Below are 14566 nucleotides of genomic sequence, written 5' to 3' on the forward strand. Positions count from 1 at the left end.
TTTGTGGCGTCTGACCATGAGTTCCCTAGGACTTATCCCACGACTGTTTCAGGTTGTCGCTCGGAACTTGGCTGACTAACCTCTGTGCCGTCGCTGCCCATTCAGCGACCGGATTTGACCGTCCGACTTCAAAGAGCAACTGCGCCAACCCCGAGCTTAGGCGTTTTTTTACGTCTGATGTATCGTGTCGCGGCAGCTGTACGCGGGATACCTTAGGGTATGCCGGTTTTGTTCTTTGGGCCGGTCGGTCAACCCGCGTACAGCTGCCACCCTCTTCGATTGACCGCGAATCGTGGCAGCCCCATTTACAAAGGAGCTTCACCATGATCAAAGACAGCCCCAATCCCCCAGAAAAACTCTTCACCGTGCGCCCCGACCTGGGCACGGAAACCCTGCTGGTCAACGCCTCCCAGGATCTATCCTCCATCACCGATATCGCCACGCACCTGGCCTTTGAAATCGACGGCGCACAACGCAATGTGGCGTTGGGCATCTGCCGAATGCTGGAAGGTGTGCAATTGTTGGTGGACAAAGCATTGGATGACGCCCATCCAGCAGCATGACTCAGATGATCGTTCCCACGCGCGTGGGAACGATCTCAAAACACCGACCACCCAATCCGCTCACTCAACAACTCCAACGCCTTGATCCCCGCCAGCGAGTTGCCCGCCGCGTTCAATTCCGGCGACCACACGCACACCGTAAACTGCCCCGGCACCACCGCGACAATGCCGCCGCCCACACCGCTCTTGCCCGGCAAGCCCACACGGTAGGCAAAGTTGCCCGCCTCGTCATACAGCCCGCTGGTGGCCATGATCGAGTTGACTTGCTTGGTCTGCCGCGCGGTAAGGATCTGTTCGCCGCTGTGGGCACTGGTGCCCTCGTTGGCCAGGAAGCTGAACGCCTTGGCCAGGTCCAGGCAGCTCATCTGCAGGGCGCAGTAGTTGAAGTAGCTGTGCAGCACCGCGTCCACATCGTTGTGGAAGTTACCGAAGGATTTCATCAGGTAGGCCATGGCCGCGTTGCGTGCGCCGTGCTGGGCTTCGGAGTCGGCGACCACGCTGTTGACCAGGATCTGCGGGTTGCCCGACAGGCGCCGCACGAAGTCGCGCATCGACAGGATCGGCACGGCAAAGCGGGATTGGTTGATGTCGCAGATCACCAGCGCGCCAGCATTGATGAAGGGGTTACGCGGGCGGCCGCGTTCGAATTCCAGTTGCACCAACGAGTTGAACGGCTGCCCCGAAGGCTCGTGGCCCAGGCGTTCCCAGATGGTTTCACCGCCATGGTCAATGGCCTGCACCAGGCTGAACACCTTGGAAATGCTCTGCACCGAGAACAGCGTATCGGCGTCACCGGCGCGGTAGGCCGAGCCGTCATTGCCGTATACCGCGATGCCCAGTTGGTTTGCCGGTACATCGGCCAGCGCGGGAATGTAGTCGGCGACTTTGCCGAGGCCGATCAGGGGGCGCACTTCGTCGAGGATCGACTCCAGCAGCGCCTGCATGTCTTGTCCTGTCATCTGTCTTTGAATCGGTGGAAAGCGGGGTGCGGAGGATACTTCAATGGGCGCGCAAGCCCCACACAATCTCTACCACTCGCTCGGCCACCACCAGATAAACCAGGATCAGCAACAGCTGCAATGCCAGGTGATAACGCAGCTTGGCCAGCCCCCGACCGGCGAGAAAGACCTGCCCCTGTGGCGAGCGGGCTTGCCCGCGTTGGGGTGCGAAGCGCCCCTGATGAAGACGAATGCGGTGTATCAGGCACGCCTAAGCGCCTGGTTTTGGGGCCGCTGCGCAGCCCAGCGCGGGGCAAGCCCGCTCACCACAGAGAGAGTCGGGTCGCGTCCGTTCAAAAATACGCCACATCCGACACCCGCTCATCCAGCACATCCCGCGCCAGTGCCCAGGCCTGGTCCTTGGATTCCACCACCAGCAACGGGTAGCCCCAGGCCTTGCCGAACATCTGCGCAAACGGCTTGAGTGCCAGGCGTTTGGCCGCGCTGGGCTCGACCTGGATCATGCCCTTGACGAACGTGCGCAGCGCTTGTCGGTGCTTCTTCATCCAGATCGAGGCTTGCTTGCGCTGTTCATGGGAATGTTCGTGATGGGTTTCGTCCACGGCTTTTTCGTGCAGCAGCAGGAAGGATTGCTGGCGTGCCAACAGGTCTTCGAAGACCCGGAAGGCGTCTTCCGGCCCGCCTTGGTTCGGGGCATCGAAGACGATTTTCACCACAGGGAACGTTGTACTGTCGAGTCGCATGGCAAAGCTCCTTAATGAGAGTGGATCTCAATATAAAGCTCGAACCCCTGGACGGCATTGCACAGAATAGCCAGACTGTTTCGCAATCCGGCCAACCTGCGATCTCCGCCATGAAGCACCACCGTCTCGATCTGCTCGACCCGTTGATGGCCAAGGACGCCGACCTGTTCCCCCGCGCCGTGGTGGCCGTGGGCGCCACCAGCACGTCGGACACCTGGGAACATGCCCAGCACGCCCACCGCAAGGGCCAGTTGATGTACACCCTGCGCGGGGTCATCCACTGTGAAATCGAAGCGGGGATCTGGATCGTGCCGCCCCAGTGTGCACTGTGGATTCCCGGCGGTACGCCCCATGCGGCGCGTGGCTCTGGCGAGGCCGAGGTGTATTGCCTGTTGATCGACCCCGACGCCGCCCACGCCCTGCCGCCGCAATGCTGCACCCTGGCCGTGTCCGGGTTGCTGCACGAGCTGATCAGCAAAGCCGTCAGCTTCCCGCAATTCTATGACGAGGCCGGCGCCCAAGGCCGCTTGATCAGCACCTTGCTGGATGAACTGGCCGCCGCCCCGGTCGAAGCCCTGCACCTGCCCATGCCCCAGGACGCACGCTTGCGCCGCCTGGCCAACAGCCTGCTGGCCGACCCGACCGACAAAGCCACCCTCGGCCAGTGGGCGGTGCGCATCGGCATGAGCGAGCGCAGCATGACGCGCCTGTTGCTGGAGGAACTGGGCCTGAGTTTCGGCCGCTGGCGCCGGCAGTTGCATGTAATCCTGTCCCTGCAACGGCTGGCCAAGGGTGAAAGTGTGCAACGGGTGGCCCTGGACCTGGGTTATGAAAACGCCAGTGGCTTCATCACCATGTTCCGCAAGGCGGTGGGCCAGCCGCCCGCGCGTTACCTGGCGGACCGTGCCGGTGTCTCAAGTACGACCACCCAGGCCATTGCGCTGAAAGACGCCCACTGACTACCAGTTTTCGCCCAACCCCAGCAGGCCCAGTATCTGCCGCCGCAGGTCCACCAGGTAAGGATCGTCCCGGTGCCGTGGATACGGCCTATCGATGCTCAACTGTGCCTGGATCTTCGCCGGGCGGTCGCTGAACACAATCACCCGGTTGGCCAGCAGCAAGGCTTCTTCCACATCGTGGGTCACCAGCAACGCCGTGTAGCCCTGGCGCTGCCACAGGTCGATCAGCTCTTTTTGCATGGTGATGCGGGTCAGGGAGTCGAGTTTGCCCAGGGGTTCGTCGAGGATCAGCAAACGCGGCTGGTTGACCAGGGCACGGGCCAACGCCACCCGCTGGGCCATGCCGCCGGACAACTGCCGGGGATAGGCACGGGCGAACGGGCCAAGGCCGACCTTGTGCAGGGCCTCATCGACCTTAGCCGAATGGGTCTTGAGCAGGCCCTGGGCTTCGAGGCCGAGGGCGACGTTGTCCCACACGCGGCGCCACGGGTACAGGGTCGGGTCCTGGAACACCACCACACGGCTCGGGTCCGGGCCGGCGATGGGTTCTCCATCGGCCAACAGCCGTCCGGAGTCCGCCGGCTCCAGCCCCGCCACCAGGCGCAGCAAGGTGGACTTGCCGCAACCCGACGGCCCGAGCAATGCCACAAATTCTCCCGGCGCCACGTCCAGGGACACCCGCTCCAACACCGGCAAATGCCGGCCGTCCAGCGCAAAACCATGGCTGAGGTTTTCTATGCGCAGCGCCAATCCTTCCGAAGCCGATACCGCGTGTGCCAGGGCTACCATTTCATCGCTCCTTTCTGCCAGGCCAGCAACCGATCACGCACCAGGAACAACCCGGTGATCAACCCCGAACAGGCCAGCGCCATGATCAGCAGTGCGGCGTACATGTTCGCGTAGGCCGCCCAGCCCTGGGCCCATTGCAGGTACCAGCCGATGCCGGATTTGACTCCCATCATTTCCGCCACCACCAAGGTTGAGAATGAGGCGCCCAGGCCCATGAACAGGCCAACGAAGACGTGAGGCAACGCGGCGGGAATCGCCACCTTGAAAATCAGAAAACCCGGCCGGGCGCCGAGGGTGCGCGCCACGTCGTAATAGGCTTTATCGACGCTGGCCACGCCGGACCAGGTGAGCACCGTGACCGGAAACCAGGTGGCCAGGGCGATCAAAAACACGCTCGCACTCCAACTGCTCGGAAACAGGAAAAAACACAGCGGCAACAACGCCGTCGACGGCACCGGGCCGAGGATGCGCAGCACCGGGTGCAGCCAGTAGCCGATCCGCGTGGACCAGCCAATGGCAACACCGGCGACAAACCCGGTGGCCGCGCCCAGCGCCACCCCCGAGCCCAGCAGCAGCGCCGAATGCAGCAGGCTGTCGGCCAGGCGTGGGTAGTCTTCGATGTACACCGCGAGCAAGGCTTGGGGCGGCGCGAAGAACGGCACCGGCAACAGCGCAAGCTTGGCGGTGAGCAACTCCCAGAGGCCCAAAAGCACCGGGAAGGCGATCAGCCAGGGCGCGGCCGTGCGCAAGCGCAGCGCGAGTGTCGACAGCCTGCGCCCCAGCAGGCTCAGCACGATGAACAACGCTGCCACGCCTAAGCAGAGGTTGGCCAGGCCCTGGGTCATCGGCCAATTGCGCACCGCGTTGGGCCAGTAGCTGATCAGCAGCGCGACGGCCACCCAGGCCGTCACCACCGCCGCGCCTTGCCACCCGAGCTTGAGCGCCACAGGCGGGTTGAGGACGGTTGCGTCAGTTGAAGACATCGGCGGTGATCTCCCTGGCAAACGCGATCGGGTCGGTGCCTTTGCTGATCACTTCCACGGTTTTCAGGTCGGTGACGTAGGTGGTGATCTCCTGGGTCAGCGCTGCGCCGACCGCGTGGTGGCCGTGGGTGTGGTCGTGGAGGATGGCCTGGACTTCTTCGGTGGAGGTGTTCAGTGCGTAGGCCTGGAAGCCTTTGGCGACGTCCTCCGGGTGCTGCACGGAATAGTCATGGGCCTCAAGGATCGCCTGGGTCAGCGCCGCGACCACGCGCTTGTCTTCACGCACCAATTTGCCGGTGACGCCGACCACGCAGCAACTGAGGTTGGCGTATTCCTCCACCAGGTTGGTGGACAACTCCCGCGCCACGCCGGACTTGATCAGGCGGTACATGAACGGGTCACTGCCGCTCACCGCCTGCACTTCACCACGCTCCAGCGCCGTGCCGAGCAGGTCGGCCGGGTACAGGCGCCACTCCACATCGCGCACCGGGTCGACGCCGTGTTTTTTCAGCAGGATCGAAAAGAAATTGCGGTCCGGGCTGGCCATGTCGGTCACGCCAATGGCCTTGCCCTTGAGGTCTTCCAGCTTGCTCACGCCGCCGTTGGCGGCACTGAGCAACCGCAGGCAACCGCCATGGGTGCCGGCGGTGAGCTTCACGTCAAAGCCCTGCTCCAGGGCCTTGAGCCAGCGCAACGCCATGCCCACGCCTGCGTCGGCCTTGCCGGTGGCGATGGCTTCCAGCAAGACCTCGGTGGAGTTGCCGAAGTTGACCAACTCCACGTCCAGGTTGTGCTTGCTGAAGAAGCCTTGCCCATGGGCGATCACCACCGGCGCCAGGCACACCGCGTTGAGGTTCACCGCCAGCTTGAGTTTGCGCGGCGCGTCGAGGCGGATGAACTCACCGGTGCCGGCAGGCTCCTGGGCGGTATTGTGGCCGGCATGTGCGTCAGCGGCAAAGCCCAGGCGCGGCAGCGACAGGCTCGCCAGGGTCAGGCCGGCCAGGCCCAGGAGGCGGCGACGGGTCAGGTGATCAAAAGCAGCCATGCGAAGTATCCCTATTGAATGGATCAGCCCGCTCAAGAGAAAGGCCGACAGCGTCAAAAAATCCATTTTGATTATATTAACGACTGAATTTTATGAAAGAACCATATAATTCTATGGTTATGCCCGCTGGGCAGGAAGCGGCTGAAACCGCCCTAAGCTCAGATCGAAAGAGTATTTATCGAATGGTTTTCAGATCATTAAGCTTGGATCTATTTCGCTGAAGATCGAGCCCACCATGTCCCTCCGTCGTCCCCTCGCCGCTGTATTAGGATTGCTGGCCCTTTCCGTTGCCGTCAGTGCGCACGCCCAGGAAACCGTGCGCATCGGTTACCAGAAATCCTCCACGCTGATCACCCTGCTGAAAACCCAGGGCACCCTGGAGAAAGCCCTCAAGGCCGACAACATCGAGGTGAGCTGGCATGAGTTCCCCAGCGGCCTGCCGCTGCTGGAAGCGCTGAACGTCGGCAATGTGGACATCAGCGCCGACGTGGCCGACACCGTGCCGATCTTCGCCCAGGCCGCCCAGGCCAAACTCACCTACTTCGCCCAGGAAGCGCCCTCGCCTTCGGCCCAGGCCATCGTGGTACGCAAGGACTCGCCGATCCAACAGTTAGCGGATTTGAAGGGCAAGAAGATCGCGGTAACCAAGGCCGCCGGCACCCACTATCTGTTGATTGCCGCGCTGGCCAAGGCCGGCCTGGCGTTCTCGGATATCGAGCCGGCTTACCTGTCGCCGGCCGATGGCCGCGCGGCGTTCGAGAACAACAAGGTGGACGCCTGGGTCACCTGGGAGCCCTTCCTCACCAGCGTGCAGCGCCAACTGCCGACACGCATCCTGGCGGACGGTGCCGGGCTGGCCAGCTACAAGCGTTACTACCTGACCGGCACGCCCTACGCCAAGGCACACCCGGAGGTATTGAAGGTGGTGTATGCGCAGCTTGAAAACGCCGGCCACTGGGTAAAAACCAACCCGCAGGACGCGGCCAAAGTGCTCGGCCCGCTGTGGGGCAACCTGGATGCAGCCACGGTGGAAGCGGCGAATGCGCACCGCAGTTATCAGGTGCAGCCGGTGACGATTGAGCAGTTGGGTGAGCAGCAGAAGATTGCCGATGCGTTCTTCAAGGCGGGGTTGTTGCCCAAGGCGGTGGATGCCAAGGACGTGCAGACCTGGCGGCCTTGAAGGCGGGTGTGATCTCAATGTGGGAGGGGCGGTGCGACGATTCGACAAGCCCGCTCACCACAACAGCCCTATCTGCCGGACGTTCAGTGTTGAGTCAACGTTATGTAGTTCCCTATGCTCATCGGCGGCAAGCCCCTCCCACATTTGGTTTGCATATGCGGTTAGAGGAGTGTGCGGGCTAAAGCCTTTTTCCACTCTGAGTAACGCTCCGCCATCGCCGGATCCTCCTGCGGCTCAAAGCGCTCGCGCTGGCGTTCCAACTGCCCCAGCGCCGCATCATTCGCCCACACCCCCAACGCCCGTCCCGCCAGGTGCGCGGCGCCCAATGCCGACACCTCCGGTGACAGGCTGCGCACCACCGGGCGTTGCAGCAGGTTGGCGAGGAACTGCATCAGCCAGCGGTTGCGCGTGGCGCCGCCATCCACCCACAGTTCCTTGAGCGGGCTGCCGATGTCCTGCTGCATGGCCTCGAACACATCGCGAATCTGATAGCCGATGGATTCCAGCGCCGCACGCAGGATATGCGCGCCGGACGTGGCTTCGCTCAACCCGCAGATGAGTCCACGGGCGTCGGCCTTCCAGTGCGGTGCGCCGAGGCCGGACAGCGCCGGGACAAAATACACGCCGCCGTTATCCGGCAATTGCGCGGCCTGTTCGGTCAGCGCATCCAGGGATTCTCCCGCCACCAGCTTCGACGCCCACTGCACGGCAGCGCCGGTATGGACGATATTGCCTTCCATGCCGAAAGTAGGTTGGCTGCCATCGTGCCAGGCCAGGGTGGTCGACAGGCCATGGGTGGAGGCAATCGGCCCGCCCATGGGCGTCATCAAGGACGAACCGGTGCCGAGGGTGGCCTTGACCAGCCCCGGCGCAAAACCGCCCTGCCCGTACAGCGCCGCATGGGAATCGCCGATCATCGACATCACCGGGATACCGGCGGGCAAGGCACCCAACGCGACGGTTTCGGCGAAGAAACCGGCGCTCGGCCGGATCGGCGCCAACGCCGCAGCCGGAATGCCGAACAACGCCAACAGCTCAGGATCCCAGGCGCAGGTGTGCAGGTTGAACAGTTGGGTGCGCGCGGCGTTGGAATAGTCGGTGGCGAACACCTGGCCGCCGCTGAGTTGCCACAACAGCCAGCTGTCGACGGTGCCCAGGCAGATCTCCCCGGCAGCGGCGCGGGCGTGGCCATCCTCAAGGTGATCGAGAATCCAGCGAAATTTGCCCGCCGAGAACATCGGGTCCAACGCCAGCCCGGTCTTCTCCAGGATCAGCGCTTCATGGCCCTGCTCATGCAGTTGAGTGCACAACGCCGTAGAGCGTCGGCACTGCCAACTGATGCACGGCGACAATGGTTCACCGGTATGCCTATCCCAAGCCACCACCGATTCACGCTGGTTGCTGATCGCGAGCGCAGTGATCGGACGATCCACCTGGGCCAGGCATTCTTCAATCGCAGCCAACGTGTTTTGCCAGATCAGCAGCGGGTCCTGCTCGGAAAACCCGGCCTGGGGATGGCGGATGCTCAAGGGCCGCGAACCGCGCGCAATCACCTGGCCAAGTTCGTTGACCAGCACCGCCTTGGCGTTGCTGGTGCCTTCATCTATCGCCAGGATCAGCGGGGTGTTGTTATTCATTGGGTTCACCGCAACCGAGTGGCAGCCGCCACGATCCCAGCCGCGTCGATGTTATGCAAGGCGCGGGTCGGTTCGCGGGCACCGGCGGCGGCGTACTCGCCATCGCCGATACCCAGGCGGACCAGGGCAATGCCCAGCCCGGCTTCGGCCAGCACTTCGGCGACCAGGCTGCCGACGCCGCCATTGATATTGTGTTCTTCCACACTGATGACCGCACGGGTGCCGCTCAAGGCGCTGAGCAATCCATCACGCTGCAAGGGCCGGATCGACGACAGGTTGATCACCTGGGCCTGGATGCCCTGCTCCGCCAGCAATGCCGCCGCCTCCACCGCTTCATGCACCACCGAGCCCAGGGCCACGATGCTCACATCGGCGCCCTGGCGCAGGATATCCACCTGACCGGGTGCAAACTGATAGTCGGTGCCATGCACGTCGGGCAAGGCTTTGCCGTCGAGACGGATATACACCGGGCCGTGGTAGCGCAGCGCGTAATCGATGATCTGCCGGCACTCGACGGCATCGGCCGGGGCGAAGATCTGCACATTGCCAAACCCGCGCATCACCGAAATATCGTCGAGGCTGTGGTGGGTGCTGGCGAGCGGGCCATAACTGGTGCCGGCATTCAGGCCGAACATCTTCACATTGGCCTGGTTGTAGCAGACGTCCACCTTGATCTGCTCATTGGCCCGCGAGATCAGGAACGGCGCCGCATTGCAGGTGGCGGCGATCTTGCCGCCCAGGGCCAGGCCCGCCGCGACGCTGACCAGGGATTGCTCGGCAATGCCCACATTGATCAGCCGCTCGGGAAAGCGCTGGGCAAACGGGCCGATCTTGGCCGTGGAGGTGGAGTCGCTGACCACCGGCACTACGTCCAGCCCGGCCTCGACAGCAGCGATAAACGCTTCCACCATGACGCTCGCCAAATGTTCACTCGCCATGGTTCAACTCCTCCAGTGCTGCGTTGATTTCATCACCCTTGGGCACGCGGTGGTGCCATTCGGGGCGGGCTTCGATAAACGACACGCCCTTGCCTTTGATGGTGTGGGCGATCAGCACCTGGGGCACGCCGGTCTTGGTCTGCATGCTTTCCAGGGCTTCGATCAATTGGTCGACGTCGTTACCGTCGCACTCGCTGACGCGGAAGCCGAAGGCCGCCCATTTCACGTCCAGGGGGTCCAGCGGCATGATCTCGGCGGTCAAACCGGCGAGCTGCAGCTTGTTTTTGTCGACGATCACAAACAGGTTATCCAGGCCGTACTTGGCCGCCGCCATCGCCGCTTCCCAGTTGGAGCCTTCGGCCAGTTCGCCGTCGCCGGTGAGCACGTAGATGCGCTTGTTGCTGCCGGACATCTTCGCCGCCAGGGCCAGCCCGACCGCCACCGGCAAACCGTGGCCGAGGGCGCCGGTGTTCAGTTCGATGCCGGGGGTTTTCTGGCGTACCGGGTGGCCGGGCAGGTGCGAGTTGAAGTGCTGGTAGGTGGGCAGCCACTCGGTGGGGATGTAGCCCGCCTGCGCCAGGCAGCAGTACAAACCGCCGACGCCGTGGCCCTTGCTCTGGATATAAATATCGCGCTCGGGGTCTTCGGTGCGTTCCGGGCCGGTGTTGAGGATGCGGAAATACAGGGTGGCGAGGATGTCGGTCTCGGAAAGATCCGCCCCGGTGTGCCCGCCCGCCGGGGAGTCGGCATTCAAGCGGATCACATGGCGACGGATCAGGCGGGCCTGTTCCTTGATCTGGTGGGCGTCGTACTGGAAGGCATTCATGCAGCGGCTCCTTTGAGGCTGACCACGCGGGGTGAAAGTGTCCAAGGCTGTCTTTGAATATTTATTCAGCAGTGACAATATATTTCTATTTAGACGCCGATCCTCCAGCAGGTCAAGTGAGCGAACCGCTGAAAAACCAAATAAAACCCGGAAATATCCCTCGGACAAACGGCCAAAATCCCACGCCGGCTCATCTAGCCCGTGGCTTTGCGCCGGGCAAAAACACCGGATCAGAGGCATGCAAGAAAAATTAAGCGCTTGACTTTGACACGGTGTCACTGGAATCTGAATTAACAGTCAGGCACGCATAAATATTCAAGACGCCTGAAAGCACTCCAAAAAAAATAACTCAGGAGAACACTGTGGACGCCAAAGCTATTGTCCAGCACCCGGCCGAACTCAAGCCGCCACCCCGCCCACGTATTGTCAAACTGCTGCCCAGTAACATCGGCGGCCCGTTGATCGGGCTGGTGCTGCTGGTGCTGGTCTTCTCCTTCAGTTCCGAATTCTTCTTTTCGTTGCGCAATGGCCTGAACATCCTCGATCAGGTCACGGTGCTGGGCATCCTGGCGATCGGCATGACAGCGGTGATCGTGATCGGCGGCATCGACCTGTCGGTCGGCTCGGTGCTGGCCTTCTCGATGATGATGCTCGGCTGGCTGTATCAGGATCAGGCGGTGCCCCTGGGCTTTGCGATTCCGATCTCGATTGCCAGCGGCATGCTCGCCGGGCTGGTCTCCGGCGGGTTGATCACCTACGCCAAGCTGCCACCCTTTATTGCCACGCTGACCATGATGTCGGTGGCCCGTGGCCTGGCGAATATCCTCACCGAAGGCCGGCAGATCGTCGGCTACCCGGACTGGTTCACCAGCCTGGCGACGGTGCGCCACTTTGGTTTCCTCTCGGCCACCGTGGGCCTGTTCCTGGTGATGCTGGTGGTGGCCTGGGTGTTCCTGCGCTTTCGTGCCGGTGGCCGCAACCTCTACGCCATGGGCGGCAGCCCGGAAGTGGCGCGGTTGTCGGGCATCAAGGTGCGGGCGATTACCCTGTGGGTATACGCCATCAGCGGTGCGCTGGCCGGCATCGCCGCGGTGACCCTGGCCGCGCGCCTGGACTCTTCGCAACCGAGCGCCGGGCTGAGCCTGGAACTGGACGCCATCGCCGCCGTGGTGATTGGCGGCGCCAGCCTCAGTGGCGGCGTCGGCAGCATCGGCGGCACCCTGGTGGGCGTACTGATCATTGGCGTATTGCGCAATGGCCTCAACCTGCTCGGCGTCTCGCCCTTTATTCAACAAGTGGTGATCGGCGTGGTCATCGCCCTCGCCGTCACCATCGACACCCTGCGACGCCGCTCCAGCACTGCCCGTTAAACCTGTTCGACAGTTGACACCCTCCAACAATAAAACCAGGAGTCACCGACATGTTCAGCCCCAAGAAATTGCTGTTGGCCACCGCTCTCGCCGCCGCCACCCTCACCGCTGCCGGCACCACCTGGGCCAAGGATTTGACCATCGGCCTGGCCGTGGCCAACCTGCAGGCCGACTTCTTCAACCAGATCAAGCAATCGGTGGAAGCCGAAGGCAAAGCCAAGGGGGTCAAGGTGATCACCGTGGACGCCCAGGGCAACTCCTCCACCCAGGTCAGCCAGATCGAAGACCTGATCACCCGCCAGATCGACGTGCTGATCTACATCCCGGCCGGCGCCACTGCTGCCGGTGTGCCGGTGAAAGCCGCCAAGGCTGCGGGCATCCCGGTGATCGCCGTGGACCGCAACGCCCCCGACGCACCGGGCGACACCTTTATCGCCAGCGACAGCGTGGCCGGCGCCAAGACCCTGGCCGAGTACGTGGGCAAGATCACCGACGGCAAGGGCCGCATCGCGATCCTGCAAGGCCAGATCGGTACCACCCCCGAGAATGATCGCGCCAAGGGTTTTGAGGAGGGCCTGAAAGCCTTCCCGGACCTCAAGGTCGTCGCCCAGCAACCGGCCGAATGGGCCCAGGACAAAGGCTTCGCCGTGGCCCAGGACCTGCTCCAGCGTGACCCGAACATCACCGTGTTCTTCGGTCGTGCGGACGCCATGGCCTTGGGCGCTGCCCAGGCGGTGAAAGTCGGCAACCTCGATCACAAGGTGGTCGTGGTCGGTTTCGACGGTGACGTGGCCGGGCTCAAGGCCGTGCAAAGCGGTGTGCTGAACGCGACCATGACCCAGCAGACGCAGAAAATGGGGCGCCTGGCCGTGGCCTCGGCCATCGACCTCAAAGCCGGCAAGACCTTGCCCAAGGAGCAGTTGTTGCCCACCGTGCTGACCACTAAAGAAAACGTCGCGCCGTTCCTGCAACAGCACCCGTAAGCCTTGGAGGTCGTCATGCAAGCAGCAGCCGTTGACACCGCTCGATCCGACGCGGTGCTGTGCCTGCGCAATATCAGCAAGGCCTACGGGCCGGTGCAGGTGTTGTCGCAGGTCAACGTGGACATTCGCCCCGGCGAGGTATTGGCCCTGCTCGGTGAGAACGGCGCGGGCAAGTCGACCTTGTCGTCGATCATCGCCGGGCTGGTGCAACCGGAAGCCGGGGGCAGCATGACCTGGCTCGGCGCGCCCTACGCCCCCGCTTCACCGGGGGCTGCGCTGGGCGCCGGGATCGGCCTGATCCACCAGGAAATCCGCCTGCTGCCGCAACTGTCGATCGCCGAGAACATCTTCGTCGGCCGCCTGCCCATGCGCCGTGGGCGGGTGGATCGCGAGTACATGGAGGCCCAGGCGCAGATCCAACTCGAACGCCTGGGCCTCAAGGTGCCGGCCTCGCGCAAGGTCGAAGGCCTGAGCGTGGCGGCCCAGCAACTGGTGGAAATCGCCAAGGCGCTGACGCTGAAGGCCAGCCTGTTGATCCTCGATGAACCCACCGCCGCATTGGGTGGCGAGGAAACCGAGCTGCTGTTCAAGCAGGTGGAACGGCTCAAGGCCGAGGGTGTGTCGTTTATCTATATCAGCCACCGCCTGGAAGAAATCGCACGCATCGCCGACCGCGTGCTGGTGCTGCGCGACGGTCGCCAGATCGCCCTGCATGCCACGGCCCAGGTGCCGGTCCGGGAGTTGGTGGAGCAGATGGTCGGGCGCAGCCTGGAGCGGATCTTCCCTGCGTTGCAGGCACCCCAGGAGCAGGTGATGTTGCAGGTCAAGGATTTGACCTGCCGTGAGTTTGCCTTGCACGGCATCGACTTCAGCGTGCGGGCCGGCGAGGTATTCGGCATTGCCGGGGTGGTCGGCGCCGGGCGAACCGAACTGGTGCGTACCATTGCCGGCGCGGCCCAGGACATTCGGGGCCATATGGTGCTGGATGGCGAGATCCGCCAGTTGCGCTCGCCCTTCGAGGCGATCCAGGCCGGCGTGGTGCTGGTGCCGGAAGACCGCAAGCAGCAAGGCGTGGTGGTGGAGCATCGCATCGAAGACAACCTGATTTATGGCAACACCGACCTGCTGGATAAACGCGGTTGGGTGTTCCCTGCCCCGCTGCGCGAATTCGCGCGCACGGCGGTGGCGCGACTGGGGGTGAAAGGTGCGCCGCAGTCGCGGATTTCCAGCCTGTCCGGCGGTAACCAGCAGAAAGTGATCATCGCCAAGTGGCTGGCGCGCAACCCCAAGGTGTTCATCCTCGATGAGCCCACACGCGGCATCGACGTGGGTGCGCGGGCGGCGATTTATGAAGTGATCGCGGACCTGGCGGCCAAGGGCATGGCGGTGATTGTGGTCAGTTCCGACCTGGATGAAGTGCTGGGGTTGTCCCATCGGGTGATGGTGATGAGCCGGGGACGGCAGATGGGGATTCTGCAGCGCGGTGAGGCCACGCCGGTGGCGGTGATGGAAATGGCCACCGCGTAGGAACCCGGTCCTCACAGACAATGGAGATCAACTGTGGGAGGGGGCTTGCCCCCGATGAGGGAGT

The 14566-nt window shown here is 63.2% G+C and carries 14 protein-coding genes; 6 read left to right on the forward strand and 8 right to left on the reverse strand.

The features are described from left to right. The first annotated feature begins 323 nt into the window (after positions 1-323). On the forward strand, positions 324-563 hold the full coding sequence (locus BLQ09_RS13940) for a DUF6124 family protein (protein ID WP_027607251.1): 240 nt from the start codon (positions 324-326) through the stop codon (positions 561-563). 35 nt (positions 564-598) lie between these two features. On the opposite strand, the gene glsB is transcribed toward BLQ09_RS13940, so the two are convergent. Next, positions 599-1507 (reverse strand): glutaminase B, encoded by a 909-nt coding sequence (gene glsB / locus BLQ09_RS13945; protein WP_027607252.1) that lies wholly within the window; start codon positions 1505-1507, stop codon positions 599-601. A gap of 347 nt (positions 1508-1854) precedes the next feature. After that, positions 1855-2265, reverse strand: a complete 411-nt coding sequence (locus BLQ09_RS13950; RefSeq protein WP_027607253.1) for a hypothetical protein — start codon at positions 2263-2265, stop codon at positions 1855-1857. A gap of 110 nt (positions 2266-2375) precedes the next feature. Between BLQ09_RS13950 and BLQ09_RS13955 the strand changes: the two genes are divergently transcribed. Further along, positions 2376-3224 carry an AraC family transcriptional regulator gene (locus BLQ09_RS13955; protein WP_092357382.1) on the forward strand — a complete coding sequence of 283 codons (849 nt, stop codon included), beginning with the start codon at positions 2376-2378 and terminating at the stop codon, positions 3222-3224. On the opposite strand, the gene BLQ09_RS13960 is transcribed toward BLQ09_RS13955, so the two are convergent. Genes BLQ09_RS13960 through BLQ09_RS13970 form a run of 3 tightly spaced genes read right to left on the reverse strand, consistent with a single transcriptional unit; the run spans position 3225 to position 6041 of the window. Then, on the reverse strand, positions 3225-4013 hold the full coding sequence (locus tag BLQ09_RS13960) for an ABC transporter ATP-binding protein (protein WP_092357384.1): 789 nt from the start codon (positions 4011-4013) through the stop codon (positions 3225-3227). Beyond that, a complete protein-coding gene (locus BLQ09_RS13965) occupies positions 4007-4996 on the reverse strand; it encodes an ABC transporter permease (protein ID WP_092357386.1) in 990 nt (329 codons plus the stop codon). Before BLQ09_RS13965 ends, BLQ09_RS13960 begins: the two co-directional genes overlap by 7 nt. Then, the gene (locus BLQ09_RS13970; RefSeq protein WP_092357389.1) at positions 4983-6041 is read right to left on the reverse strand and encodes an ABC transporter substrate-binding protein; all 1059 of its coding nucleotides are present in this window, start codon (positions 6039-6041) and stop codon (positions 4983-4985) included. Before BLQ09_RS13970 ends, BLQ09_RS13965 begins: the two co-directional genes overlap by 14 nt. A 235-nt stretch (positions 6042-6276) precedes the next feature. Here BLQ09_RS13970 and BLQ09_RS13975 point away from each other — a divergent pair, with 235 nt between their 5' ends. Continuing rightward, entirely contained in the window at positions 6277-7221 is a 945-nt protein-coding gene (locus tag BLQ09_RS13975) for an aliphatic sulfonate ABC transporter substrate-binding protein (protein WP_092357391.1), read from the forward strand. 161 nt (positions 7222-7382) lie between these two features. Here the strand turns inward: BLQ09_RS13975 and BLQ09_RS13980 are convergent, their stop codons facing one another. Genes BLQ09_RS13980 through BLQ09_RS13990 form a run of 3 tightly spaced genes read right to left on the reverse strand, consistent with a single transcriptional unit; the run spans position 7383 to position 10622 of the window. Next, positions 7383-8858, reverse strand: a complete 1476-nt coding sequence (locus BLQ09_RS13980) for an FGGY family carbohydrate kinase (protein ID WP_027607259.1) — start codon at positions 8856-8858, stop codon at positions 7383-7385. Between the two features lie 5 nt (positions 8859-8863). Further along, positions 8864-9796: a transketolase family protein gene (locus BLQ09_RS13985; RefSeq protein ID WP_092357393.1), complete on the reverse strand. Its 933-nt coding sequence runs from the start codon at positions 9794-9796 to the stop codon at positions 8864-8866. Beyond that, positions 9786-10622: a transketolase gene (locus BLQ09_RS13990; protein WP_092357395.1), complete on the reverse strand. Its 837-nt coding sequence runs from the start codon at positions 10620-10622 to the stop codon at positions 9786-9788. Before BLQ09_RS13990 ends, BLQ09_RS13985 begins: the two co-directional genes overlap by 11 nt. A 362-nt stretch (positions 10623-10984) precedes the next feature. Between BLQ09_RS13990 and BLQ09_RS13995 the strand changes: the two genes are divergently transcribed. From BLQ09_RS13995 to BLQ09_RS14005, 3 genes are read left to right on the forward strand one after another with little or no spacing between them, the layout of a single operon-like run. Further along, positions 10985-11992: an ABC transporter permease gene (locus BLQ09_RS13995; protein ID WP_092357397.1), complete on the forward strand. Its 1008-nt coding sequence runs from the start codon at positions 10985-10987 to the stop codon at positions 11990-11992. A 50-nt stretch (positions 11993-12042) separates the two neighbouring features. Continuing rightward, positions 12043-12975 carry a sugar ABC transporter substrate-binding protein gene (locus tag BLQ09_RS14000; protein ID WP_027607263.1) on the forward strand — a complete coding sequence of 311 codons (933 nt, stop codon included), beginning with the start codon at positions 12043-12045 and terminating at the stop codon, positions 12973-12975. Between the two features lie 15 nt (positions 12976-12990). Further along, positions 12991-14502, forward strand: a complete 1512-nt coding sequence (locus BLQ09_RS14005; protein ID WP_027607264.1) for a sugar ABC transporter ATP-binding protein — start codon at positions 12991-12993, stop codon at positions 14500-14502. Positions 14503-14566: the final 64 nt, after the last annotated feature.

The organism is Pseudomonas sp. NFACC25, assembly GCF_900100935.1.
In the GTDB taxonomy this organism is placed as follows: domain Bacteria; phylum Pseudomonadota; class Gammaproteobacteria; order Pseudomonadales; family Pseudomonadaceae; genus Aquipseudomonas; species Aquipseudomonas marginalis.